General features: G+C 35.8%; 18 protein-coding genes. 9 read left to right on the forward strand and 9 right to left on the reverse strand.

Annotation, left to right across the window (positions count from 1 at the left end; genetic code table 11):
• On the forward strand, positions 1-509 hold a 509-nt coding region (locus ACP6PL_RS16565), incomplete at its 5' end, for a WD40 repeat domain-containing protein (protein WP_426546366.1).
• A gap of 222 nt (positions 510-731) precedes the next feature.
• Positions 732-2,654 (forward strand): hypothetical protein, encoded by a 1,923-nt coding sequence (locus ACP6PL_RS16570; RefSeq protein WP_426546367.1) that lies wholly within the window; start codon positions 732-734, stop codon positions 2,652-2,654.
• A gap of 342 nt (positions 2,655-2,996) precedes the next feature.
• Here ACP6PL_RS16570 and ACP6PL_RS16575 read toward each other — a convergent pair whose 3' ends face one another.
• On the reverse strand, positions 2,997-5,153 hold the full coding sequence (locus ACP6PL_RS16575; protein ID WP_426546368.1) for a Tex family protein: 2,157 nt from the start codon (positions 5,151-5,153) through the stop codon (positions 2,997-2,999).
• Between the two features lie 387 nt (positions 5,154-5,540).
• Here ACP6PL_RS16575 and ACP6PL_RS16580 point away from each other — a divergent pair, with 387 nt between their 5' ends.
• From ACP6PL_RS16580 to ACP6PL_RS16600, 5 genes are all read left to right on the forward strand, one after another.
• On the forward strand, positions 5,541-6,410 hold the full coding sequence (locus ACP6PL_RS16580; protein WP_426546369.1) for an MBL fold metallo-hydrolase: 870 nt from the start codon (positions 5,541-5,543) through the stop codon (positions 6,408-6,410).
• Positions 6,411-6,982: 572 nt separating this feature from the next.
• Positions 6,983-7,171, forward strand: a complete 189-nt coding sequence (gene rpsU, locus ACP6PL_RS16585; RefSeq protein WP_094675126.1) for a 30S ribosomal protein S21 — start codon at positions 6,983-6,985, stop codon at positions 7,169-7,171.
• 228 nt (positions 7,172-7,399) lie between these two features.
• Positions 7,400-8,083: a deoxyribose-phosphate aldolase gene (gene deoC, locus ACP6PL_RS16590; RefSeq protein WP_426546370.1), complete on the forward strand. Its 684-nt coding sequence runs from the start codon at positions 7,400-7,402 to the stop codon at positions 8,081-8,083.
• A 344-nt stretch (positions 8,084-8,427) separates the two neighbouring features.
• The gene (recO, locus tag ACP6PL_RS16595; RefSeq protein WP_426546371.1) at positions 8,428-9,282 is read left to right on the forward strand and encodes a DNA repair protein RecO; all 855 of its coding nucleotides are present in this window, start codon (positions 8,428-8,430) and stop codon (positions 9,280-9,282) included.
• 184 nt (positions 9,283-9,466) lie between these two features.
• Entirely contained in the window at positions 9,467-10,846 is a 1,380-nt protein-coding gene (locus tag ACP6PL_RS16600) for an MFS transporter (protein WP_426546372.1), read from the forward strand.
• A 197-nt stretch (positions 10,847-11,043) separates the two neighbouring features.
• On the opposite strand, the gene hemB is transcribed toward ACP6PL_RS16600, so the two are convergent.
• Positions 11,044-12,048, reverse strand: a complete 1,005-nt coding sequence (hemB, locus tag ACP6PL_RS16605; RefSeq protein WP_426546373.1) for a porphobilinogen synthase — start codon at positions 12,046-12,048, stop codon at positions 11,044-11,046.
• Positions 12,049-12,128: 80 nt separating this feature from the next.
• Positions 12,129-13,352 (reverse strand): flavin monoamine oxidase family protein, encoded by a 1,224-nt coding sequence (locus tag ACP6PL_RS16610; RefSeq protein ID WP_426546374.1) that lies wholly within the window; start codon positions 13,350-13,352, stop codon positions 12,129-12,131.
• Between the two features lie 177 nt (positions 13,353-13,529).
• Between ACP6PL_RS16610 and ACP6PL_RS16615 the strand changes: the two genes are divergently transcribed.
• Entirely contained in the window at positions 13,530-14,084 is a 555-nt protein-coding gene (locus ACP6PL_RS16615; RefSeq protein WP_426546375.1) for a Uma2 family endonuclease, read from the forward strand.
• A 162-nt stretch (positions 14,085-14,246) separates the two neighbouring features.
• On the opposite strand, the gene ACP6PL_RS16620 is transcribed toward ACP6PL_RS16615, so the two are convergent.
• The 4 genes from ACP6PL_RS16620 to ACP6PL_RS16635 all read right to left on the reverse strand — a co-directional run bounded on the left by ACP6PL_RS16620 (position 14,247) and on the right by ACP6PL_RS16635 (position 18,642).
• Positions 14,247-14,978 (reverse strand): metallophosphoesterase family protein, encoded by a 732-nt coding sequence (locus ACP6PL_RS16620; protein ID WP_426546376.1) that lies wholly within the window; start codon positions 14,976-14,978, stop codon positions 14,247-14,249.
• 514 nt (positions 14,979-15,492) lie between these two features.
• Positions 15,493-16,308 carry a metallophosphoesterase family protein gene (locus ACP6PL_RS16625; protein WP_426546377.1) on the reverse strand — a complete coding sequence of 272 codons (816 nt, stop codon included), beginning with the start codon at positions 16,306-16,308 and terminating at the stop codon, positions 15,493-15,495.
• Positions 16,309-16,684: 376 nt separating this feature from the next.
• Positions 16,685-17,434 carry a GTP-binding protein gene (locus tag ACP6PL_RS16630; RefSeq protein ID WP_426546378.1) on the reverse strand — a complete coding sequence of 250 codons (750 nt, stop codon included), beginning with the start codon at positions 17,432-17,434 and terminating at the stop codon, positions 16,685-16,687.
• Positions 17,435-17,448: 14 nt separating this feature from the next.
• Complete coding sequence (locus tag ACP6PL_RS16635; RefSeq protein WP_426546379.1) at positions 17,449-18,642, reverse strand: FAD/NAD(P)-binding protein; 1,194 nt, start codon at positions 18,640-18,642, stop codon at positions 17,449-17,451.
• Positions 18,643-20,338: 1,696 nt separating this feature from the next.
• Here ACP6PL_RS16635 and ACP6PL_RS16640 point away from each other — a divergent pair.
• Positions 20,339-21,487: a glycosyltransferase family 4 protein gene (locus ACP6PL_RS16640; RefSeq protein WP_426546380.1), complete on the forward strand. Its 1,149-nt coding sequence runs from the start codon at positions 20,339-20,341 to the stop codon at positions 21,485-21,487.
• Positions 21,488-22,069: 582 nt separating this feature from the next.
• Here ACP6PL_RS16640 and folE read toward each other — a convergent pair.
• Positions 22,070-22,708 carry a GTP cyclohydrolase I FolE gene (gene folE / locus ACP6PL_RS16645; protein ID WP_426546381.1) on the reverse strand — a complete coding sequence of 213 codons (639 nt, stop codon included), beginning with the start codon at positions 22,706-22,708 and terminating at the stop codon, positions 22,070-22,072.
• 124 nt (positions 22,709-22,832) lie between these two features.
• The gene (locus ACP6PL_RS16650; protein ID WP_426546382.1) at positions 22,833-23,816 is read right to left on the reverse strand and encodes a CobW family GTP-binding protein; all 984 of its coding nucleotides are present in this window, start codon (positions 23,814-23,816) and stop codon (positions 22,833-22,835) included.
• Positions 23,817-24,456 lie beyond the last annotated feature (640 nt).

Consider the following 24,456-nt stretch of genomic DNA (forward strand, 5'->3'; position numbering starts at 1 on the left):
CTGCAAGTGCTGACAATACAGTGAAATTGTGGAACCAAGAGGGGCATCTGTTGCAAACTTTAAGCGGCCATAAGAATTCGGTCTATGGTGTATCATTTAGTCTTGATGGAGAGACTATTGCCACTGCAAGTGCTGACAATACAGTGAAATTGTGGAACCAAGAGGGGCATCTGTTGCAGACTCTCAACGGGTATGAGAATGTAGCATTTAGTCCAGATGGAGAGACTATTGCTACTACAAGTGCTGACAATACAGTAAAGTTGTGTAACCTTCAGGGGCACTTGTTGGGGACTCTCAAAGGCCATAAGGATTTTGTTAAGGATGTAGCATTTAGTCCAGATGGAGAGACTATTGCCACTGCAAGTCGTGACAAAACTGTAAAACTGTGGAACGTTTGGAAGTTTGATCGCCTCCACGAATGGGGTTGCAACTGGATGCGCGACTACTTAGAAAATAACCCCAATGTTAGTGAAAGTGATAGACATTTATGTGACGGTGTTGGGAAGTAAGTTTGTTTGTAGTTTTGCTCTAGCCCCTAAAATGATATTTCTTCTTTCTACTCTGTTACCTTCCCAATGACTTGACAGAGGAACCAGACTAAAGTTGTCATTGCGAGTGAAGCGTAGCGTAACCTGGCAATCTCTAGAATCTACTGTGATACCATTGAGATTGCTTCTCCCCACTCCGTTACGCTCGCAATTACTTTTGAAACAGTATTTAATAAATAGAAAATGAATTTACCTAAATATCTAACCACATTAACTCCAATCAAATTCTGGTTTTACCTCAGCCTAACCCTAGCCATAATTTGTGGAATTTTAGGAATAATTCCCGCCTTCAGCCATCAATATGTCGTCCAAGATGACGCTCGCTCTCATGTTTTTTGGATGGCAAGATTTCTCAATCCAGAACTTTTTCCCAACGATATTATTGCCGACTATTTTCAATCAGTCGCCCCGAAAGGATATACCTACTTTTATCAACTATTTTCCCTCATCGGCATCCCTCCTTTATTACTAAATAAATTCCTGCCAATAATATTAGGATTAATTACAACTGCCTACTGTTTTGGAGTCGCAATAGAAATATTACCTGTGCCACTAGCAGGATTTCTCAGCACATTATTTTTGAATCAAAATCTCTGGCTCAAAGATGACTTAATCTCTGCCACCCCCAGAGCATTTTTCTATCCTTTATTCTTAGCATTTCTCTATTACTTCCTCAGATATTCTTGGTTAGGAATAGCAATAACAATCTCTCTTCTCGGATTATTTTATCCCCAAGGAGTTTTGCTCTGTTCCGCCCTCTTAGTCTTAAACTTTCTCTACTTCCGAAACCAGCAAAAATTTACCATTTTAACTATTGGCTTAACCACAGCATTTTTTGTACTTCTACCCTACGCCTTAAATACCTCCAAATATAGTCCGATTATTACATTAACCCAAGCCAAAAAATTACCAGAATTTTTTCCTGGAGGTAGAGCATCCTTCTTTTCAGATAATAGTTTTGACTTTTGGTTAACAGGCGATCGCTCCGGCATTATTCCTCCAGAATGGTTATCTCAATCTTTCCTGCCTCCCCAAGTTTGGGCAGGATTATTATTATTCATTTTCTTAAGCTTCAGAGGAATTCCCATAGTTATGAGAAACATTTACGATCCCCCTAAATCCCCCTTTGTAAGGGGGACTTTGAAGGTTCCCCTCTTTTTAAGAGGGGCGAGGGGAGGATCTAAATTAGATTACGATCCCCCTAAATCCCTCTTAGAAAGGTGGACTTTGAAAACTCTCCCCTTAGAAAGAGGGGCAGGGGGGGGATCTAAAACCCTACTTCTTATCTTAAAAAACTGCTATAAATACTTTCCCCTAGCCACAAAAATAACTAACAAAATAATCCTTTTACCAGAATTAGCCCTAGCATCAACCGGAATATTCTTAACCGCCCACTTATTATTATTTCGATTACATCATCCGAGTCGTTACAGTCAGCATAGTCTCAGAATTATCATGGCATTAGCTGGTGGAATAGCCTTTACTTTAATAATTGATTTTCTCAGGCAAAAATTCCATCTACTCAACCATTCCTCCCAAACCAAACCAGTCGGAAAAATCAAAACCATATCTATATATATAGTATTAACTCTCCTATTTTTATATCCAGCTTTAACCAACAACTTTCCAGTCACTAATTATGTAGTGGGAAAAGCACCCGAAATTTATGAATTTTTAGCCCAACAACCCTCAGATATTCGCGTTGCTTCTTTAGCATTAGAAGCTAATAATATTCCTACTTTTGCCAAACGTTCAATATTAGTAGGTTCGGAATATGCTTTACCTTATCATCAAGGATATTATGTTGAGATAAAACAACGAGCTAATGATTTAATCGAAGCACAATATAGTCCGAATTTAGAAGAAGTGAAAAAGTTCATCCAAAAATATGACATTGATTTTTGGTTGTTAGATTCTCAGGCATTAACTTTAGAGTATGTCAGAAAAAATCATCGCCTTCAACAATTAAATAATACTGCTGCTGCTGTAGTTAGAGCGCAGATGGAAAATGGCATACTTCCCAGTTTGTTAAATGTTCCGGAAAGTTGTCAAGTTCTAGATATTGAGGACTTAGTTTTATTGGATGCTAAATGTATTTTAAAGTAAGCATTCAGCAGTCAGCTATTAGCTATTGGTTTTAGTGAGTGATAAAAGCAATATCTAATTAAGAAACGAAAAATCTTACTACAAAAGTCAGCTCCAAAGTCTATATTCATTTAAACCCTGTCCTTAAATACAGGGTATTATTGCTGTTAACGCAGTTCCTCCGCAGGAGGCAAGCTGACTGCTAATAGCTGAATGCTTACCCTTATATCATGTCCGGATAATTAGTGATAAAAAAACTTTCTTCTTTTTATACTTTCTTTCTCCTCTCTTCCCTCCTGACTCCTGTCTCCTGACTCCTGACTCCTCCCCCATTTATTTATAACTATTCAACCGGACATGATATTATTCCCTATTTCTCATAGATAAACCTATCCGCTTCAACTTTTCATTTACTTCTAAAACTCGCACTTTTACTACTTGCCCAACTTTCACAACTTGCTTCGGATCTTTAACAAAATAATCTGCTAATTGAGAAATATGTACTAACCCATCTTGATGAACTCCCACATCGACAAATGCACCAAAATTTGCCACATTAGTTACTATTCCTTCTAACTCCATTCCTACTTCTAAATCCCTAATTTCTTTAATCCCCTCTCGAAAAGTTGCATACTTAAATTCTGCTCTGGGATCTCGCCCTGGTTTTTCTAATTCACCAATAATATCTTTCAGAGTTGGTTCTCCAATTTTATCAGTTACATACTTTTTTAAATCCAGAGATTTGACTTTTTTTGATATCTGATTAATTTGATTTATCGAGACACCTAAATCTTGAGCAATAGTCTCAACTACTGAATAACTTTCTGGATGTACTGCCGTATTATCTAAAGGATTTTTACCGCTACGAATCCGCAAAAATCCAGCACAAAGTTCAAAAGTTTTTCCACCCAATTTTGACACTTTTAAAATTTCCTGACGACTGTTAAAAGCTCCATTTTCATTACGATATTTAACTAAATTTTTTGCCACTGTGGAACTCATACCTGAGACAAAAATTAACAGTTCTTTGGAGGCAGTATTCAAATCTACTCCTACATAATTCACACAACTTTCTACTGTCTCATCTAACTTTTTTTTCAACAATTTTTGGTCTACATCATGTTGATATTGACCGACTCCAATAGACTTCGGTTCGATTTTTACAAGTTCTGCTAAAGGGTCTTGTAAACGTCTACCAATACTAATAGCTCCCCGCACCGTAATATCTAAATCTGGAAATTCTTCTATTGCTACTTTAGAAGCAGAATAAATTGAGGCTCCAGATTCATTAACCATGACTTTTATTGGCTTTTTATCTAAAGTCGAAATTACTTCTGTAATAAATTCATCTGTTTCTCTTCCTGCCGTACCATTACCAATAGCAATTAGTTCAATTTTGTACTTTTGAATAAACTGTTTAATTGTTGTAGTAGCTTGTTGTTTTTGAGCAGAAGATTGATGGGGAAATATAGCTTGATATTCTAAAAATTTACCCGTTTCACCTAACACGGCAACTTTACAACCGGTTCTAAATCCTGGGTCAATTCCTAAAGTTGGTTTCATTCCCGCAGGAGGAGATAATAATAATTCTCTGAGATTAGTTTCAAAAGTTTTAATTGACTCAATATCTGCCTCAGCTTTCTTTTGAGTTCTCACTTCATTTATCAAGGAATTTTTCATCAAACGATTAAAAGCATCTTTGAGCATTTCCTGATGAAAATTTCTGATTTCTTTAACTCTGGTACGAATTTCTGAATCTGCCAAATAAGATAGTACAAATTCCCGGTCAAAATCCAGCTCTAGATTTAATATCCCTTCCGTTTCTGCTCGTAACAAAGCTAACATATTATGAGGAGCAATATCTTGAACATTTACCCGAAAATTTCGATACATTTCAAATTTAGTCGTACCTTCTGGGTAGTCATCTTTTATCTTGGAACTAAAATCACCAGAATTAAGAAAATATTCTCTAACATAAGTTCGTAACTCTGCTTTTTCTGCCACTGCTTCTGCCAAAATATCAGACGCTCCTTGCAAAGCATCTTCTACATTTTTGACACCTTTTTCCTCAGCAATATATTTAACTGCTTCTTGTTCAATAGATATAATTTTTGCTTGAGGATGATTCAGAGATTTGATAAATTCGGCGAAAGGTTCTAAACCTTTTTCCCTAGCAATAGTTGCCCTAGTTCGGCGCTTTGGTTTATAGGGAAGATAAAGGTCTTCTAATTCTGTTTTTTGGAAACAAGACTCTATTTTTTCCTGTAATTCGTCCGTAAGTTTACCAGCTTCAGAAATTGCTTTTAATATTACTTTTTTTCTTTCTTCAAGTTCTTGAAGATAAGTAAATCTATCCCAAATATTCCGTAATTGAGTTTCATCCAGGGAACCTGTATATTCTTTTCGATAACGAGCGACAAAAGGAATAGTTGCTCCTCCGCTTAAAAGTTCCAGAGCATTTTGAATATTTTTACGATTTATATTTAATTCTTGAGCTAGGGTTTTATTTAGATCCAACATAAAATGAAGTCAGAAGTTAGAAGTCAGAAGTCAGAAGTTGTTTTTGTTATGGAGATTTTTAATAACTCTCCAAAAACAGTTCGCCAATCATGGCGGAGTTGCACAACTAAGATATTTTGATTATTTTATAGCAATTTGGTAAAATATTACTACAAATTCTTATTTTTATATTACTAAAAACTACAGTTTGATAAAATTGTTTTCTCAAGCTCATAGCTAATAGCTGACGGCTGAATGCTTATTAAATTTTGATTATTTTATAGTAATTTGGTAAAATATTACTACAAATTCTTATTTTTATATTGCTAAAAACTACAGTTTGATAAAATTGTTTTCTCAAGCTGATAGCTAATAGCTGACCGCTGAATGCTTATTAATGAGGTAAAAATGGCTAATCTAAAACTACGACGCTCTGAAAATATTAGTGGCGATATATACGTTGATAATACTTGTATAGATTGTGATACTTGTCGCTGGATGTCACCAGAAATTTTTCATCGAAATGGAGAAAAATCAGCAGTTTATCATCAACCTATAAATGAAAAAGAAAGACTAGCAGCAATGCAAGCTTTATTATCTTGTCCAACAAATTCTATCGGTACTATTGAAACTCCAAAAGACATTAAAAATGTTCAAAAAACTTTGCCAATTTTAGTAGCAGAGAATGTTTATCATTGCGGTTATCATTCAGAAAAATCTTTCGGTGCTGCTAGTTATTTTATTGTCAGGCCAGAGGGAAATATTTTAGTAGATTCGCCTCAATTTTTAACTCCATTAGTGAAGCGTTTAGAAGCAATGGGAGGAATTAAATATATGTATTTAACTCATCAAGATGATGTAGCAGATCATCAAAAATTCCGAGAATATTTTAATTGCGATCGCATCCTCCATATTGATGATATTTCTCCAGATACTAAGGATATAGAAATAAAATTAACTGGTACAGATGAAATTTCTCTAACTCCAGATTTATTAATTATTCCTGTAACTGGTCACACTAAAGGTCATACAGTTTTACTTTACCAAAAATTTTTATTTACAGGAGATCATTTAGCATGGTCTAGCCACTTAAATCAACTTTATGCTTTTCGTCGTTATTGTTGGTATTCTTGGTCAGAACAAATTAAATCTATGAAAGAACTTATTAATTATAATTTTGAATGGGTATTACCTGGTCACGGACACCGTTATAATACTGACAAAAAAACTATGCAAAAAGAGTTACAAAAGTGTATTGTTTGGATGGAAAAATCTTAAACTACATTAGTAGAGAAATAAAATTAAATTTCTTTTATTAAGCAAGTTAATAAAAACACAATTTTTGCCAGTAATTTTTTATAGCAAAAATAATTGTTGAGAATATAGACTGATGATAAATCTTAGACTAAGAAATATTTTTTATACTGTTAGTTGTTCGCTTTTATCATAAAATTAGCTTTCAAACCTCCTATCTTAGTAGAAGCTACTGTTAACTGATAACTGGAAATTACCTGTTTCCGGCTATATTTGCTTTGATTTGGCAAATTTGTCAAATCTATGTTATGATAATAACGAAGAAAAACTAGATTACAATTTGAAATTTATTTATCGAAATTATAGATACTTACCTCAGCACTTCACAGTCACAACAGGTTAAGTAATTCTAGGAGTTATGATAAATATTCAGTAGTTTGTGCTAACATACAAAAGCAAACAAAATTAAATGTCTAAGAACTTTTGAAGTAGTAGCCAAAAAAGGCTAGTCTTGGTTTATAGAAATGGCTAAAGACTAATTAGTTTTACTTCAGAAAAAACAGAAAAAATCTAAATAATTGGAGGATGATACATACATGACTCAAGTGATACTAGGAGAAAATGAGGGAATTGAATCTGCATTACGTCGATTTAAACGACAGGTTTCTCAGGCAGGAATATTCCCAGATATGAAAAAACATCGTCACTTTGAAACGCCCATTGAAAAAAAGAAGCGTAAAGCAATGGCATTACAGAAGCAAAGAAAAAGACGTTCTCGCTTTTAATTTGAAGTTTATTTTCAGCGATCCCAATCTTAAATTAGTGACCTTGTAGGTCAATGAGTGACGCTTTTAACTATTACTAAAACTTATGTAGAGACGCCGGGGCGCGTCTCCGTTTCACCGAGTATCAAAAAAAATTTAAAACCATATTTATATCTAACTAATTTTCTGTTAAATTTAATATTAATTTAATTACCAAATCTAACCCTATATTTTTAGAGAGAAAAAATCATGGCTGTAGAGCAGCCGGAAATTGATATTGCCCCTTTTATTGACCACTCCTTATTAACCATAACTGCTACTCCAGAGGAAGTGTCAAAATTTTGTACTGAAGCTGACAAATTTCGGTTTCCGTCAATTTGTCTATACCCTTGTTACGTTAAACAAGTAGTAGACTTACTCCATAACAAACAACCGAAAATTTGTACGGTAATTAGTTTTCCTACTGGTACAACCACGAGTAAAACAAAATTATATGAAGCTTTAGAAGCAGTAGAAAATGGAGTTTCAGAATTAGATGTGATGGTTAATTTGACTCATATTAAAACAGGCCAAACTAACCAACTACATCGGGAAATAGCTGAAATATGTGAAGAAACTGGTAAACCAGTTAAAGCTATTCTAGAAATGGCCTTACTAACCCAACAGGAAAAGTATTTAGTTACAGAAGTTTTGATGGATGCAGGTGTGGCTTTTATTGTCACAAATACTGGATGGTATGGTGGAGCAACAGTAGCAGATGTCAAACTGCTCAAAGAAATAACTAAGGCTAATGTTGGGATTAAAGCTGCTGGAGGAATTAAAACTTATGAGCAAGCAGCAAATCTAATTTTGGCTGGTGCGACTAGGTTAGGTACATCTCGTGGTCTAGAATTGCTCAATCAGCAAAATAGTCAGTCAGAATTTAGAATTTAGAATTCAGAATTTAGATTGCTATGACTACACACCCAAACAAGAAACCGGGTTTATCGAGGAAATTTTCTGAAAAAACAATAATCAGCAAAATCAACCCGGTTTCTGCCTAAGTTATCGAATTGAGAATTCAGAATTTTAAATTGCTATGACTACATACCCAAACAAGAAACCGGGTTTATCGAGGAAACTTAAAAACAATAATCAGCAAAATCAACCCGGTTTCTGCCTAATTTATCGAATTGAGAATTGAGAATTCTTGCCACCTCTTCTATAATTTCCCGTTTCTTCTAACTATTATTGTCATCTCCCCCACTCCCGCGCTCCTTCACTCCCGTACTAAGTCTATGGCCATAACCTACAAAGCAACAGGAATAAATCTCAAAGCCATACCTTTAGGAGAATCAGACCGTTTATTAACTATCTTAACTCCAGAATATGGTTTGATTCGTGTAGTAGCTCCCGGAGTCAGAAAGCAAAAATCCAAACTGGGGGGTAGAAGTGAACTATTTGTAGTAAATCAATTATTAATATCCAAAGGGCGATCGCTCGATAGAATCAATCAAGCAGAAACTATACTATCCTACGCGGGCCTTAGTCAAAACCTCGGAAAATTAGCAGCAGGTCAATATTTAGCAGAATTAGTCCTTCATCAAGCTCTGAATGAACATCCTCAAACAGAACTTTTCTATCTACTCAGCGAACATTTAGGTCGTATAGAACAACTACAACATAAAACTGACCGACTTTGGCATACCCAACTCATAGCATACCTCGCTCATGGAATTTATCATCTACTCGCTATAGAAGGAATAGCACCTCAAGTCCAAATGTGTTGTGCTACAGGAAATGAATTACAACCAAACTTCAATTATTCCGACTGGCAAGTAGGGTTCAGTATCGACGCAGGAGGAATTATTAAACTTGATGATACTTCTGTTGTACAATCTTCTTATCCAAACTTATTAGAACAAAAGACTACTACTAAAATCAATACTTTACTCAATGCTAATCAACTTTCACTACTTCAGCAGTTAGCTGAACCTCAACTCAAAGCCCTAGTTAAACTAACTTTTCATCAAGATTGGATCGTACTAGAAAAACTTTTAAGAAAATATGCTCAGTATCATTTGGGCTACTCTATCCGCTCTGCCGAATTGATTGATACTTATTTAGAATCTCAAATAGGTAGTAGGGAGTAGGGAGTAGTTAAGATTCAGTCCAGTAGGATGCGTTTTTACTGGCGCAAAGTATTCCGTTAGGAATGCTTAACGCACCGAAAAATTCGGGATAGGCGGTTCTACAAACTACTGTAGAAATTTAGTATCCAAACCAAATTTTTTTCATAAATAATTTACGAATATTCATTATCAATTATCAATTAAAATGCAACTATCTGATTCAAATTTACAAAAAACAACAAGAGAAGAAAAACAACCGAAAACCAAACCTATTTCGGCTGCATCATTAGCAGAAAAGGAACCAGAACGTGGACTTTTGCCAGTGCTAAAAAATGGTAAATTCTTAACCCTCTGGAGTGGTCAAGTATTTTCCCAATTGGCAGACAAAGTTTACCTAGTGTTAATGATTGCTATTATTGCTAATCAATTCCAAGCAGCAGATCAGACTATTAGTGGATGGGTATCGGCAATTATGATTGCTTTTACTATTCCCGCAGTATTATTTGGAGCTGGAGCTGGTGTCTATGTGGATAGGTGGCCAAAAAAAGCAGTTTTAGTTGTGACAAATATTATTAGAGGTGGTTTGGTTCTGATTTTGCCAATAGTATTGTGGCTATCTAATGATTTTCATCTAGGCAACTTACCTTTAGGATTTTGCCTAATGTTATTGTTGACTTTTTTGGTTTCTACTCTGACTCAATTTTTTGCCCCTGCGGAACAAGCGGTTATTCCTTTAATTGTAGAAAAGCGACACCTACTTTCTGCCAATTCTCTATACACTACAACTATGATGGCTTCTGTCATTATTGGCTTTGCAGTAGGAGACCCATTATTAGAATTTGCCGATAATTTAGTAGCAAAAATTGGTTTTGGGGAAGCTTTAGGTAAAGAATTAGTTGTAGGTGGAAGTTACGCGATCGCTGGTTTACTTTTAATATTACTCAAAACTGGGGAACAGAAAGACCTTACAGAAAAGGAACAACCCCATATTCTCGAAGACTTGCGAGATGGCTTGCGTTACCTGAAAAATCATCATCGAGTTCGTAATGCCATTATTCAGCAAATCGTTTTATTTTCTATTTTTGCAGCTTTAGCAGTCTTGGCAGTACGTTTGGCAGAAATTATTCCTGGGATGGAAGCTGAAGAGTTTGGATTATTATTAGCTGCTGCTGGAGTAGGTATGGGTATTGGTGCTGGAATGGTAGGTCAACTTGGACATTGGTTTTCTCATTTCCAACTCAGTATGATTGGATCTACTGGAATGGCAGTTTCTTTAGTAGGTTTATCTATATTTAACCAAGAGTTTTGGGTAGCTATGGTTTTGATTGGTATTTTAGGAATGTTTGGTGCAGTAGTTGGAGTGCCAATGCAAACTACTGTTCAAGCAGAAACTCCTGAAGAAATGCGGGGAAAAGTATTTGGTCTCCAGAATAATGCGGTTAATATTGCCTTGAGTTTACCTTTAGCTTTAGTAGGCGTTGCAGAAACTTTTCTTGGTTTATCGACGGTTTTGCTTGGGTTAGCTGGAGCAGCAATAATAGCAGGTATTTTCTTCAGTTTCTTTTCTACACCGACTTTTGAATAGTTGTTAGTAATGATAATTCACTATGTAAATAGATAATTACCTCTGGTTAAAACCCAGAGGATTAAATCTAAGGAAATATCCTAGCACTTTTTTTCTCCTTAAAAGGAGAGGCTTTATCTTTATTTTTTGGTAATAAAACTAACAGGTATTTGTTGAGGTAAGTCAGTTATTTCTTGTTTTTTCATTTAAAGTTTTGCTTACTTCAAAATTAACGCAACTTCCTTAGCAAAATAAGTCAAAATTAAATCTGCACCAGCCCGTTTCATACTGGTTAAAGTTTCCAACATCACCTTTTTTTCATCTATCCAACCCTTCTCACCAGCAGCCTTAATCATGGCATATTCTCCACTCACGTTATAAGCAGCTACAGGTAGATTTGTTGTCTTTTTCACCTCACAAATAATATCTAAATAAGCGAGCGCCGGCTTAACCATCACCATATCTGCACCTTCGGCAATATCCAAAGCTACTTCTTTGATGGCTTCCCTAGCATTAGCAGGATTCATTTGATAAGTCTTTTTGTCCCCAAATTTTGGTGCAGAATCCAAAGCATCGCGAAACGGGCCATAATAAGCTGAGGCATATTTAGCAGAGTAGGCAAGTATTCCTACATCGAAATATTCAGCAGCATCCAGAGCTTTGCGAATCGCTCCAATACGCCCATCCATCATATCTGAGGGAGCGACAATATCGGCACCTGCTTCAGCCTGGGATAGTGCTTGTTTGACCAAAGCTTCTACGGTGGCGTCGTTGAGAATGACTCCATTTTCCGCTACAATACCATCGTGACCTTCGCTGGAATAGGGATCGAGAGCTACATCAGTAATGACGACAATATCTGGTATTGTTTGTTTAATCGCCTTTACAGTTCTTTGTATTAACCCATCTGGGTTGTAGCTTTCGGTGCCAGCGTTGTCTTTTTTATCTTCCGCAACTAGGGGGAATAAAGCGATCGCATTAATTCCTAAATTATAAGCATCCTCTATTTCTTTGAGCAATAAATCTAGAGTATAGCGATAACTTCCTGGCATCGAAACAACTTCGACTTTTTGCCCTTCTCCTTCCATCACAAACAATGGATAAATTAGATCGTTGACTGTCAACTGGGTTTCCTCAACCATACGTCGCAAAGCAGGAGTGCGACGGAGACGACGGGGACGTTGTATGCCGGGAAATTCTGTGGACAAGTTTGTTTCTGTCATGGGTAGATTACTTAACCTAATAATTTTGATAATCTTTAATCATAATCAGAAATTTACATCTAGTCAATATTAAAACTGTTCTAAACTGAATAGGCAGTGTAAATAGTTTGTAAGGCTCTTTGCACAACATCTTCATCTGAAAGTGCCGATAAGGCTAAAGCTGGTGGGCCGCCATTTAAAACCATAATGATAGGTTCTTTGATGTATGGATAAAGATTAAACCATTGGTTAAACTGCCCCGGAGGAAGAGCATTTTCTGGAGTTAATATCCAGGTAGTTGATAGATCCCAGAATGGCTGATCGAATAACAAATAAACTTTGTCTAAAGTCCCCATACCTAGCCGCTCGATAGCTCGCTGCTTATTTTTGGGCAATACAGGATCGAACTTGATATCTCCTCTTTTGAGTACACCAAGGGGAACTGTTACCAAAACCGCATCAAAAGATTGATTATTAATTTTCTCAAAACCCAGTGTTACCCCTTTTTGAGTTCTCGAAATTTCCTTAACCAGTGTATTCAATTTAATTTTGTAGTCTCTCTTGAAGGCTGCCAAAATACCTGTGTATCCATCTGGGAATATGACATCGGGACCATTGTAGTCGTTCACGAAGAGATAAGCCAACTGATTGATTTGATCTTCATTTGTTCCAGCCGTGTGCTGGATACTAACGACATTTTCCAACCATCCTGGGGCATCACTGTCCCTAATTTTACGCCCACCACGTCCTCGAATAATATAATCCTCTTTTTCCGTTTGGATAAGTCGCTGACTTAGCCCCTCAGCCAAATTCACAAGGGGGTTTCCATTTATCCCATGAATCCAACTCGCTCCCAGTTCCAATGGTACTCCCAGTCGATCATCTGTCCATATCCGTCCCCCAATGCGATCGCGTGCTTCAAACACAGTAACTTCTCTACCATTTGTAGAAAGTTTATGTGCTGAGGCAAGGCCGCTCATTCCCGCACCAATAATTGCAATCCTATCAGCACTACTTTGCAAGATTGAGTTAGCTGCCCGAAGCCCAGATTCGTAGGCAGCATGAACTGTACTGTTGTAGTTTGGAAAGGTAGCTTCACCAGCAAAAAATATCTTCTTGTCAATGGGCTGCTCCAGGGCACCAATGTCACTCCGCGAAGCTCCCTTTGGGATGTATGAATATGAGCCGTATGTGTAGCGATCGCGACTCCAATTAGTTCGGATGTAGCCTAGAAGCTTTTGTTTTTTTGCCTGAAAACCATGCCAGGGCAAGAAACTTAAAAGTAAGCTACTTGTAACTCCATGTAGTAATAATCGTCGATTCATTTTTAGCTCGATTGATCAAAGAGTCATTAGTTACTTTAACCTAGATTTGATAAATAAAGTGTTTGGGGAAGGGGAGAGCGATCGCTTATCTGATAAGATAGTTAATAAGGCTAATATTTAGATTTTTTAGTCTGATATTCTAGATTAGTAACGGAATAATTATATCCCAGAGAAAAAATGTTAACTATTGGAACACAAAAAAGCGATCGAATTAGCACAATTACTAATACAACTTGGGCTGAATATATTAGTTTAGACTTGCCCAGTAAACGAGTCTCATTTCGCAATGGAGTTATTACTATCGTGTCCCCAGGACGTAACCATGAATTGATTGGTGATTATATCAGAGCAATTATTTGGGCTTACTGCCGTCAAAACAACCTTGCACTGTTTCCTTACAATCAAACCACTCTTAAAGAAGAAGGAAAAGAAGGGAAAGAACCTGATGTAGCTTACTGTTTTGAAAGAGACAAAGACAAGCCAGATTTGGCAGTAGAAATAAATCTAACATCAGGAAGTATCGACGATTTAACTAAATATCAATACTTAAAAATTCCTGAAGTTTGGCTATGGGAAAACAATAAAGTTAGATTCTTTGTTTATGGTGATTCAGGATATTTAGAATTAACAATAAGCAATTCTCTGCCTAACTTAAAGAGCGATCGCGTGACAACAATTGTTAATAGTTGTTTTGGTAAAAGTGTTTTAGAAGTAGAAAATTATTTCCGTTAAAGCTTAATTAAAAAATAACAAAAATGAACCAAAATGATTATTTTTTTACTATCAGAATTGATAAACACAAAAGTTATCGCTGCCATAAAAACTTCTGATGGCGAGATTAATTGAAACTTAGAGCAGGAAGTCTAAATAGCAATATTTAGAATTCCCATCGCTTCAGCGCGGGGAGTACGTCAAAGTTCTAAAAGAAACTTCATTAGTACCAGGATTATAAAGAGTATAGGTAGCATTTCCCGGCGAACTTCCAACATTACCTACCCCTATAACCTGACGGAGCGTTGTCAAAGTTTGAGTAGATGATGTTGTCTCAATAGCACCCACTTCAGCTCCCAACTTCGTCACTCCACTACTTACCGAACCATTTTCCAACTGATATTTAAAAGCTAAACCAGAGCGACCACAAAATAAATTATTAACGCCAAAACGCATTAATCTATCTAACATTTGTATCGGTGGAGTCTCGGGAGTCAATTTATCGCTTACCCCCATAGTGCTGCCGTGAATTAATAAACAGTCAAGTTCAGAAAAACCAAAAGGTAAATTTATTAACCATTCTACTGTTTCTCTATCCACATTATCCCATAATATTTTTACACTATTCATACCATATTCTGCTATTAATTCTGTCGGTTCATTTATCGAAGTTAATCCATGTAAAATCAAAGATTGTTCTTCCCACCATCCCGTGCAAACTTGGGGTATAAGTTCGTTTTTTTTAGGATAACGTACTCGCTCTACTAATTTTTTGCAATCTATATTTAGCCCGACTAAATCTCCTAAAATATATAAAGCTTCCACAGAATATTTCTGCTGTTTGATGTCAGCAAGTACCGCTTCATAAGCTGTGATATTTCCTTGGATTCCAGTTAAAATTGCCCAATAATTCATATGATTTTTTGATTTTTTTAGGTTCTATAAAGTGAGATTAAATTGATAATGAATAACGAATAATTAATAATTGATAATTAGGGTTTGCGGATTAAATTTAAAAGTCTTTACAAATAAAGGCTTTAGCCTTTAATGGTGTTTAAAAAGTACAAGGGTTTCATTCTATAGAGCTGCAAAAATTTAATATTATAGGTTGACTATGGCAGAAAAGTCAAGGGATAATTCTTCCTCCTGCCTCCTCTAAATTTCCCATTCCCCTCCTGGGAGGAGTTAGGGATGGGTTGACTCCTCTTCTTCCCCAATCCGATACTCCCCTACCTGACTCTTCCTCCTTACGAAAAGACTTATTCAATTATCAATTATTAATTACAGGACTTACGCAAAGGGACTGTATATTTGGTGTTGGTGCGTTACGCTAACGCTTTTCATGTCCGCTCTTAGCGGAAACACACCCTACCAATAGCTTATTGAATTATTAATTATCCATTATCAATTATCCATTATCAATTATTAATTATCTCTCACAAATATGAGTAGGGTCATCAGCTTTTTCAGCAAACTCTAAACCCCTAGCCAAACGCCAAGCAAAAATTTCTGGCAACCCCTTATTAATTATAGCTTCACAAGTAAGTTGATAATTGTATGGAATCTCTCGAATATTTACTTCTCCTGTTTCATTATCATAAATAACATAGGTAGCATTCGGTCTGCCATGACGAGGTTCTCCTACAGAACCAACATTAACAATTTTTTTCAGAGGAGCAATACAACTATTTGACTCTAAATTTTCCCTCCCCAAACTATTAACTTTTACTAATAATTGACCAGCATCGAGAGTCCGAACATAAGGCACATGAGTATGACCGCAAAACAATACATCAGCACCACTACTTAACACTCTTTCAACTGCTAAAAATCCATCTAAATCTGGCAATAAATATTCATGATTACTATGAGGACTACCATGAACAAAACACATATTTTCCTCTTTCAAAGTATGAGGTAAAGATCCTAAATATTCTCGCGTTTCTGGATTAATTTCTCGATCTGTCCATTCGTGGGCTAATTGACCACGTTTCTCTGCTAATAAAGAAGGATAACTACATTCACAAGAATTTAATCCCTCGACAATATCTTCATCCCAACAACCTAAAACTGTGGGAATATCCAAACTGCGAATTTGCTCGACAACCGCGTTAGGATGAGGACCATAACCAACCAAATCTCCCACACAGAAAATTTTCTCTGCTTTCTGTTTTTCTATATCTATTAATACAGAATTTAAAGCTTCGTAATTGCCATGAATGCAAGACATAACTGCGATTTTCATACTAATTTTTCCTCTTTCATTAATTGATAATTACCTCGGATTTTAACCGTTATAGCATTTCCCAATCTAGTGAGGTACAGTTCTGGAGATCCCCCCTAGCCCCCCTTGAGAAGGGAGGAACTGGAAGTCCCCGTTGATAAGGGGGATTGAGGGGGATCATTCGATGTATCTCACGCTTACTGAAGACTGCTATATTGATTGAATATAAGGAAATATTATTTCTTCTCTTGGTCGATTGGAGGCCAGCGAGGAGACCTCGCCATCCCATCCTAACGGACTCCTCCGCTAACGACCGCTTTTTTTCCCTTGAAAGGGGGAGGCTTTTAACCAGAATTATTTAACTAATAATTATTAATTATTAATTATTAATTATTAATTATTCTGTTTCTTTTACTTGTTGTTGATAAGCTAAAATTGCTGCATCGGGCAAACAACAATCTTGTAAACTTTCTGCTAAAGCTTTTTGATTTAAGTTATGACCAAAAACTTCAATTCCACTAAAGCGTTCCGGTCTACCTTTTAACCATATTGGTAAATTTAATTCTTGGTATTCAGTCTCTTTTCCTAGTACAAAATCAAAGTACAAAGCACGTCCGTCAGCAATATCAAAAATTGCTTTAGCACGAATAATTTGACCATAAGCTCCAGCGGTTAATTCTTCATACCAAAAAACATCTAAACTTGCCGGATCGATGACTTGGCCTTGGGTGGGCGATCGCCAGATTTGACAGTTATTAATATTGCTATCAATAGCAAATCCTTCTACAGTTTGGTCTGCCCATTGATGCCATTCACTATTTTCTGTTCCTGGTGGGATAATAGCAATACGACTGCTAGGAATGGTATCGAGCAGTGATGACATTGCATCTAGTTCTAAATAAAATCCTAATTCGATGAAAGCAACTGTACCATTAGCAAGATATTCTATGAGTTGTGACTCTTGAGCATCAGTAATAATTTTTAGATTGGGAAAGTCCGTAGCAAGGCAAGTGTGGTCAATGGGAACATTGCCAGTACCGGGGCTAAAATAGACAGCAGGACTATCTTTGGGGATTTGTTCCCGAATAAAATTTGTTTTGCCGACTCCCGGTGGACCCGCTACTACAGTAATTATAGGTTTTGACATTTTTATTCCATAACTCAATTTTTCAATGCTGATACAATACGGGAACTTGCCATCCTTGCCCCCGAAAGGTTTCTGGCGACAGGTCCTACTTGCAAAGCCGCTAACCCACCCATAATAAATAGTTCGCAACCATACCAGCGCAAATCTTCATCTAATACTGGCAACCCATTAACTATTTCCAGTGGGTGGGTATTCAAGACTTCTTGTAGTATAGGTTGTTGTGTGACATCAAGCTTTGTGCCTGTTGCTAACCAGATACGATCGCCCTCCCACATCATTCCATCATCACATTTTAGTTGCCAGCGATCGCCAACAAACTCAGCACCCACTACCTGACATTCCTCAAAAATAGATAACTCGTCTTGGTGTTGGTAACGGCGCAACTGAGTCATAACTGCTGGTGTCATGGAACCACCATCTCGTGCTTGTTGAATTAACTGCCATCGTTTTTGCCAGTCAGTTTCGGCGCTAAAACCTTTTAAATATTTTGGGCCTAACCAACCGGGTTCCGCATCAAATAATTTCTCTTTGAGCTGACGTCTGACCATCAAGGTTACGTTTGCACCTCGTTTTAAGGCTCCCACTGCTAAGTGACCGCTAGTTAAGCCCCCACCAATAATCAGAACTTTTTCCCCTTTTAGTCGCAAACCTGGCAAGTCTACTTGGTGGGAGTGACAAAGGCTTTGATTTGGATAGGGGGTAGGAATTTTTTTCGCCCATTCTGGAAGTTGAGGTTTTCCCCCACCATTGGCTATGACTACTTGACGAGCTATGGTTGAGTTGCCATCATCTAGTTCGACTCGAAAGTGAGGGTTTCCTCGGTAGGTTATGGGAGCAATATTTGTCACTGATGCTTTGTATACTTTGTCTTCTAACTGCCAGCGACTAACTACATCTTGGGAAAATTCTTGAAATAGTTTTGTTCCAGGTAAGTCGTAGGGAGGGAATAGTTCGTTTGGGCGATTTTCCGCAAACCGACGCAGGGAATAGGGGTCTGGATCTGGATGGTGAACGGCTGGCGAGCGTAAGTGGGGTATTTCTTGGGCTGCAAACTGTTGTCCCCACTGACTCATCCAAGTGGCACTGGGGTCAAATACTGTGATTTTATGGCGATACTTTTTTCGTTTTTGCAGTAGATGAGTTACCAAGGTTAAGGCGTGGGGTCCTGCACCTACGATGGCAATGTTGGTTTGTATTGGTAAGGACATGGAATTAAATAACAATAATTATAAGAATGATAATCATTATTATTTTAATTATATATATAGCTGTAACGGCTCGCAAACAAGATTATTCCTAGGTCATACTACGCAAACAGGTACACATTCACTACAAATAAGCTGCAAGATTCTTGATGTCTAGATTACAAGCTTTTAAATAGATCTTGTTTCAAATGTATAGACAAATATTTACAGCCAATACTAAGTCTACAAGAGTAGAGGAGTAGTACCAATACTCTGCCCATAACATAATTTTTCAATCCCAAAATATATTTAGGAGTATAGTATTACAGCAATTAGTTTGAGGATTGATTATCTGAAATGACTCAAGACATTTTGAGCTTTTTATACAACTGATTTATCAAATATTTTGCTAGTTTTTTTCGACGCTATAAGGGCATCAATATTATTATTAATTAAAATACTAATTACGATATAGCAAATACCAAGCATAATAAGTACAAATATTAATGGTAAAACCTTTGCAATTCAGGCATCTTGACTGTAAAATTGTACCTGATTCAGATGAAATCTGCTGTAATCTCTATTAGATTAACTTTTTATATAGCTAGATAATGTTGTGATTATTTAGATTTAAAACCTTGAGCCTAAAATTTTGGCAAATTTATGATGGTGTTTTCTATATACTTTACAGAAAAAATAGTTATGTAAATTACCTAGTCAATACAGATTTTAAAAATTAATAATATAAGTAGATAATAAAGTAATTAATACTTAATATATAGATAGTATATTTATTCAATATATATACTAATTAATGAAGTAAAAAAATACTTTCATATATATTATTGACTAGAGAAAGCACCTCAATTAGGGATAAAAGGTAGTATTACTATCGAAAAGGCACTTAATTAGACATTATTTGGCCGATAATTGGGCTAAAAGACTATAATACTTTCTCTGTCAAGGTTATAGGCTATTTGCAGTTAATGTGAGCCTTTTGTGCAGCATGACCTAGTGCCGCTACACGGAAGTCAGAAGTCAGAAGTATTGATTAGTAAGACTTTTAGGATTTTGTAACTGGTCAGTTATTTCCGCCATTCTGCACTAGGAAAAATTATATTTGCGAGCTGGCAAGCAAATCATCTGAGCTTGTTTGCAAATCGTATGACAAAAAATTGAATCCTATCATATAGTTGCAAATACGTCAAATCAGTATATGGATAACTTAGAAAAATTAGATCGTCATCCATAAATCAAAATGAGGCAATCGCCTGTCTAAACAACGAAATAATAAGTATTTCAGGCTTTAAAATCTTTTTAGTTAATAAACTCCGTTTGATTATTCTTCGTTTATCTTATCATTTAAAAGCTGAAACTATTGAAATTCTGTTAGCTATTTCAGGAAACTTTTGCTATTTTTTGTCAGAGATTAATGACAAAGTTGAAAATTTTAAAATCAGAAGTTCAGATTGATAATCAAAACTTTTCAGATGGCGATCGCTGAAATAATTAATGAGGATTAAATTAAATATAGGAAAAAAATTATGGGATTTTAGACCTACTTACTCCTGCTGACTCCTGACTCCTGACTCCTGACTCCTGACTAGTCGCTAGAATTGCCTAACTTTTTGGGTGGCAGATGGTATTATTTACAGATCGAGACGTTTTTTGTCTGTTCACGATAAAATCGCTCAATAATAATATCTGCCCGTTCATCTGAATGCATATTGCTTGGCTTGGAAAAAAATATCCTTTTTGTGGCAACGTTACCTACTCCAGAGAAATAACCAATGCTCTATTGGATAGAGGTTATCAGGTTAGCTTCCTTCACTTTGCGACTGAAGATACTGAGCCTGATAAATGGCCAAAGTTTCAGGAAGTGTCTCTACCTTGTATATATAAGTCTCAGGTTTACACCATACCTAGTCTTAAATCTAGCAAAGTCTTGAGTCAGGCTCTACAGAAACTTAAGCCTGATATTGTCCACGCATCTCTTACCCTATCACCTCTAGATTTTTTGTTACCTGAAATTTGTGAGGAGTTAAATATTCCTTTAGTAGCAACTTTTCATGCCCAGTTTGATAGTAAACCACGGAATATTAAATCTGGAACCCAATTTTTAGCCTATCAACTCTATGCTCCTTTTCTCGCAAATTATGACCGAGTAATTATTTTTTCTGACATACAAAAAGATTTATTTATTAAATTGGGGGTTCCTGAAAAAAAAGTGGCAGTTATTCCTAATGGAGTAGATGCAGATAAGTATTCTCCTGGTGTCTCTGGTTTGAAGAATGAGTTAAATGCCCGCCGTGTGTTTCTATATTTGGGTCGTATTTCCACAGAGAAAAATGTTGAATCTCTGCTCAAAGCCTGGAAACATTCGGATATGGGTAATGATAGTTGTTTAACGATCGTTGGAGATGGGCCATTAGCTGCTTCTCTGGAAATGTTTTATGGGGATGTTAAGGGAGTTAGTTGGTTTGGGTATGTAAGTGATGAGCAACGACGGATAGAAATTTTGCGTGGTGCTGATGTATTTATTTTGCCTTCTTTAGTGGAGGGTTTGTCTTTGGCTTTATTGGAAGCAATGTCTTGTGGTTTAGCTTGTGTAGCTACAGACGCAGGTGCTGATGGTGAGGTTTTGGAGAAAGGAGCAGGTATAATTTTAAATACTCATAATGTTACTAGCCAATTACAAACTTTATTACCTGTGTTTAGAGATCATCCTGAGTTAAGCATTCTTTTGGGGCAAAAAGCTCGGCAAAGGGTTTTGGAACGTTATACTCTGAGTCGCAATATTACTCAATTGGAAATGCTTTATGATGAGGTTTTACGAGAAAGAAATTTGAAATTGAAAAGTCTAATTTAATGATGGGTAATAATGCTATTTTTCTTTAAAGATCAACAAATAAAAGTATTAAGTAGACAAGCAAAAGTGAAATTTTTGAGTAGTGGTAAATTAGGTAGGTCTAATCAGGACTTGCTAATTAAATCCAAAACCATTGACAGATAAAGGTAAGCGCTTTTTTTGTGTAAAAAAAGTACAAGTTTTTTTCTCCCTTAAGCTGAAAATGTGATAATTTTGACCAGGCAAAGGGGAAATTTTTTCAGGGACAATTCTTCCAATGATATTCTCTTTGATTCTCATTTATCCTGGCTGATAATACTGTTTTAGCAAACCCTAATTAAATGTTTTAAATGTTGTTGAAAAAATTGTAGGAGCGAGTTTAAAGAAAGGTTTGAGATAAGCGCAATCTAGTCTATTAAACTCGCCCTACGATCGCTACATTTATTTATGCTCAACTACTAAGTAAGTCGATAGGAGCAATTCTTAAAGATGAAACAAAAAGTCCCTTGCTTTTTGATTTCAGTATTAGTTTCTTTTGTCTTATCATCATCAGGAATTTTAATACCAATCGACTTTTAGTTATTGGTGCTTAACTAAAAAAATCTAATGAAAAGTAGGACGATGCATAATTAAACTCATAAACTCTTGACGAGTTTTCACATCATCAGCAAAAACACCACGCATAGCGCTAGTAGTTGTCCAAGAACCTGGTTTTTCTACTCCACGCATAACCATACACATATGAGTTGCTTCAACAACTACAGCAACACCTAAAGGTTTAAGTAATCCTTGAAGTGCATCAGCTATTTGTGCTGTGAGACGTTCTTGTACCTGTAAACGTCGGGCATACATTTCACAAATTCGAGCAATTTTTGATAGTCCAATTACTTTTCCATTAGGAATATATGCTACATGAGCGCGGCCAATAATAGGCAAAATATGATGCTCACAAGAGCTAAAAAGATCGATATCTCGAACTAAAACCATTTCAGAGGCATCTTCATTAAAAACAGCTCCATTCAGTAATTCATCTAGAGATTGATGATAACCTGAAGTGAGATATTTTAGTGCTTTTACCACTCGTTTAGGAGTATCCAATAATCCTTCTCTATCTGGATTTTCTCCTAATCCTATTAATAAGGTTCTAACCGCTTGAATCATTTCAGCTTCTGTAACAGGAGGCTGAGATTTTCTTTTCAAGTCATCGGTAGAAACAAAATCTGGAACTGTTGGTAAAGTCATAATTGAAAGGCTTTAAGCTTAATATTTTGTTGAACAGTTTAGCAGACATTTTCCCACATAAATTTCAGATTAATTATGGGGATTATTGTCTGCAATTTATCTGAGAATAGCTATTCTTAATTTATCACATAGTCAGACAATTTGTTAAGCCTTGTTGAATCATTAATGGATTCAAATTTCGGCCAATCAATACTAACTGATTTGTCGGAGTAGTTGACCATTCCTCTACTTGCAGATCATAGCGTTTGCCACTCAATTGAAATATATGTTTTAATTCACTTTCTTGGAACCAAAGAATTCCTTTAGCTCTAAATATATTCTTTGGTAATTCCTCTAAAAAATTCTCTTGAAATTTGACTGCAGAAAAAGGTCTTTTACTTTGGAATGAAATAGATGTAAAGCCATCATTTATGAGATGATTTTTAGGTTTGTTTTGTAGTTCATACTGATGATTCTTGTCTTCTATCAAATAAGGCTCAAGGTTAGATAGATTTACATCTAGAATTAAGTATAATGGTATCTTGCCATACTCACTTCTCAAAACCCTAGCTCCATTATTGATAGTTTTAATATAAGACTCTAAATAATCTACTCTATCTTGGGAAACTAAATCTGTTTTATTTAATAAAATAATATCTCCATAAGCAATCTGTTTTAAAGCTGCTTCGCTATCAAAATGGTCTGGTGTAAAATTTTCAGAATCCACTAAAGTTAGTACAGAATCTAAGTAAGTTAAATCTTTCAAATCTGTACTCAAAAAAGTTAACATAATTGGCAAAGGCTCTGCTAAACCAGTGGTTTCTATAATTAAATAATCAATTTTTTTATCACTTTCTAAAATTTGGTAAACTGCATCTACTAATCCATCATTTACAGTACAACAAATACAACCATTGCTAAGTTCTAGCATATTGTCATTAATATCTATTAATAACTGGCTATCTATATTAATATCCCCAAATTCATTAACTAATATTGCAACTTTTAAATTTTGCTTGTTATACAAAATCTGATTGATCAGAGTTGTTTTTCCACTGCCTAGAAATCCAGTTACTATTGTTACAGGCATCCCTCTTTTAGGGATATCTAATTGTAGTGAATTATTCATTATTGTTAAATTAATTGACTAAGAGAGCTACTCTTAAATCTTATTTATTTTGAAGAATACAATCGAGTCAGGTCGTTTTTTCACTAACAAGAGAATCAGTCATAATGCTAGTCGATTTTCCTAATTAAGATGAGTTACTGACTAGCTAGGAAGTTGCTATTTCTAGTTAATTTAAGAGATTCTGTGGGCTGAATTATTTTTTATATGGCCATTTGACTTGTAATATTATTATTATAATCAAAATATTACACCTACGTCAATGGAGATTTAGGAAAATCTTTATTCAAGAGTAATAAATGCCTTACCTAAGAACAAAAACTATTGTAGGGACGTTCGATTGAACGTCCCTACTTAGGTGTACCTGAGTTAAAACTAAATATTAAGACTCGTCGCTTTATAAGCTAAAAAATCTTCAACAATTAATAATTAATAATTAATAATTATTAATTACCTCTTCTTATAAAGAAAAGGATTGACTCAAAGTATTTTTTTGGTCTTTTATCCCTGAATAGAGAGCCTTTATACCTTAATTTTTCGGTAAGCATTCAGCCGTCAGCTATCAGCTATGAGTTATTAACTTCAGGACTTACCGAATAATTATTAATTATTAATTATTAATTAAATAATTCAGGTTTAAAGC

It is taken from the genome of Dapis purpurea BLCC-M126 (assembly GCF_050015975.1).
GTDB lineage: Bacteria > Cyanobacteriota > Cyanobacteriia > Cyanobacteriales > Microcoleaceae > Trichodesmium.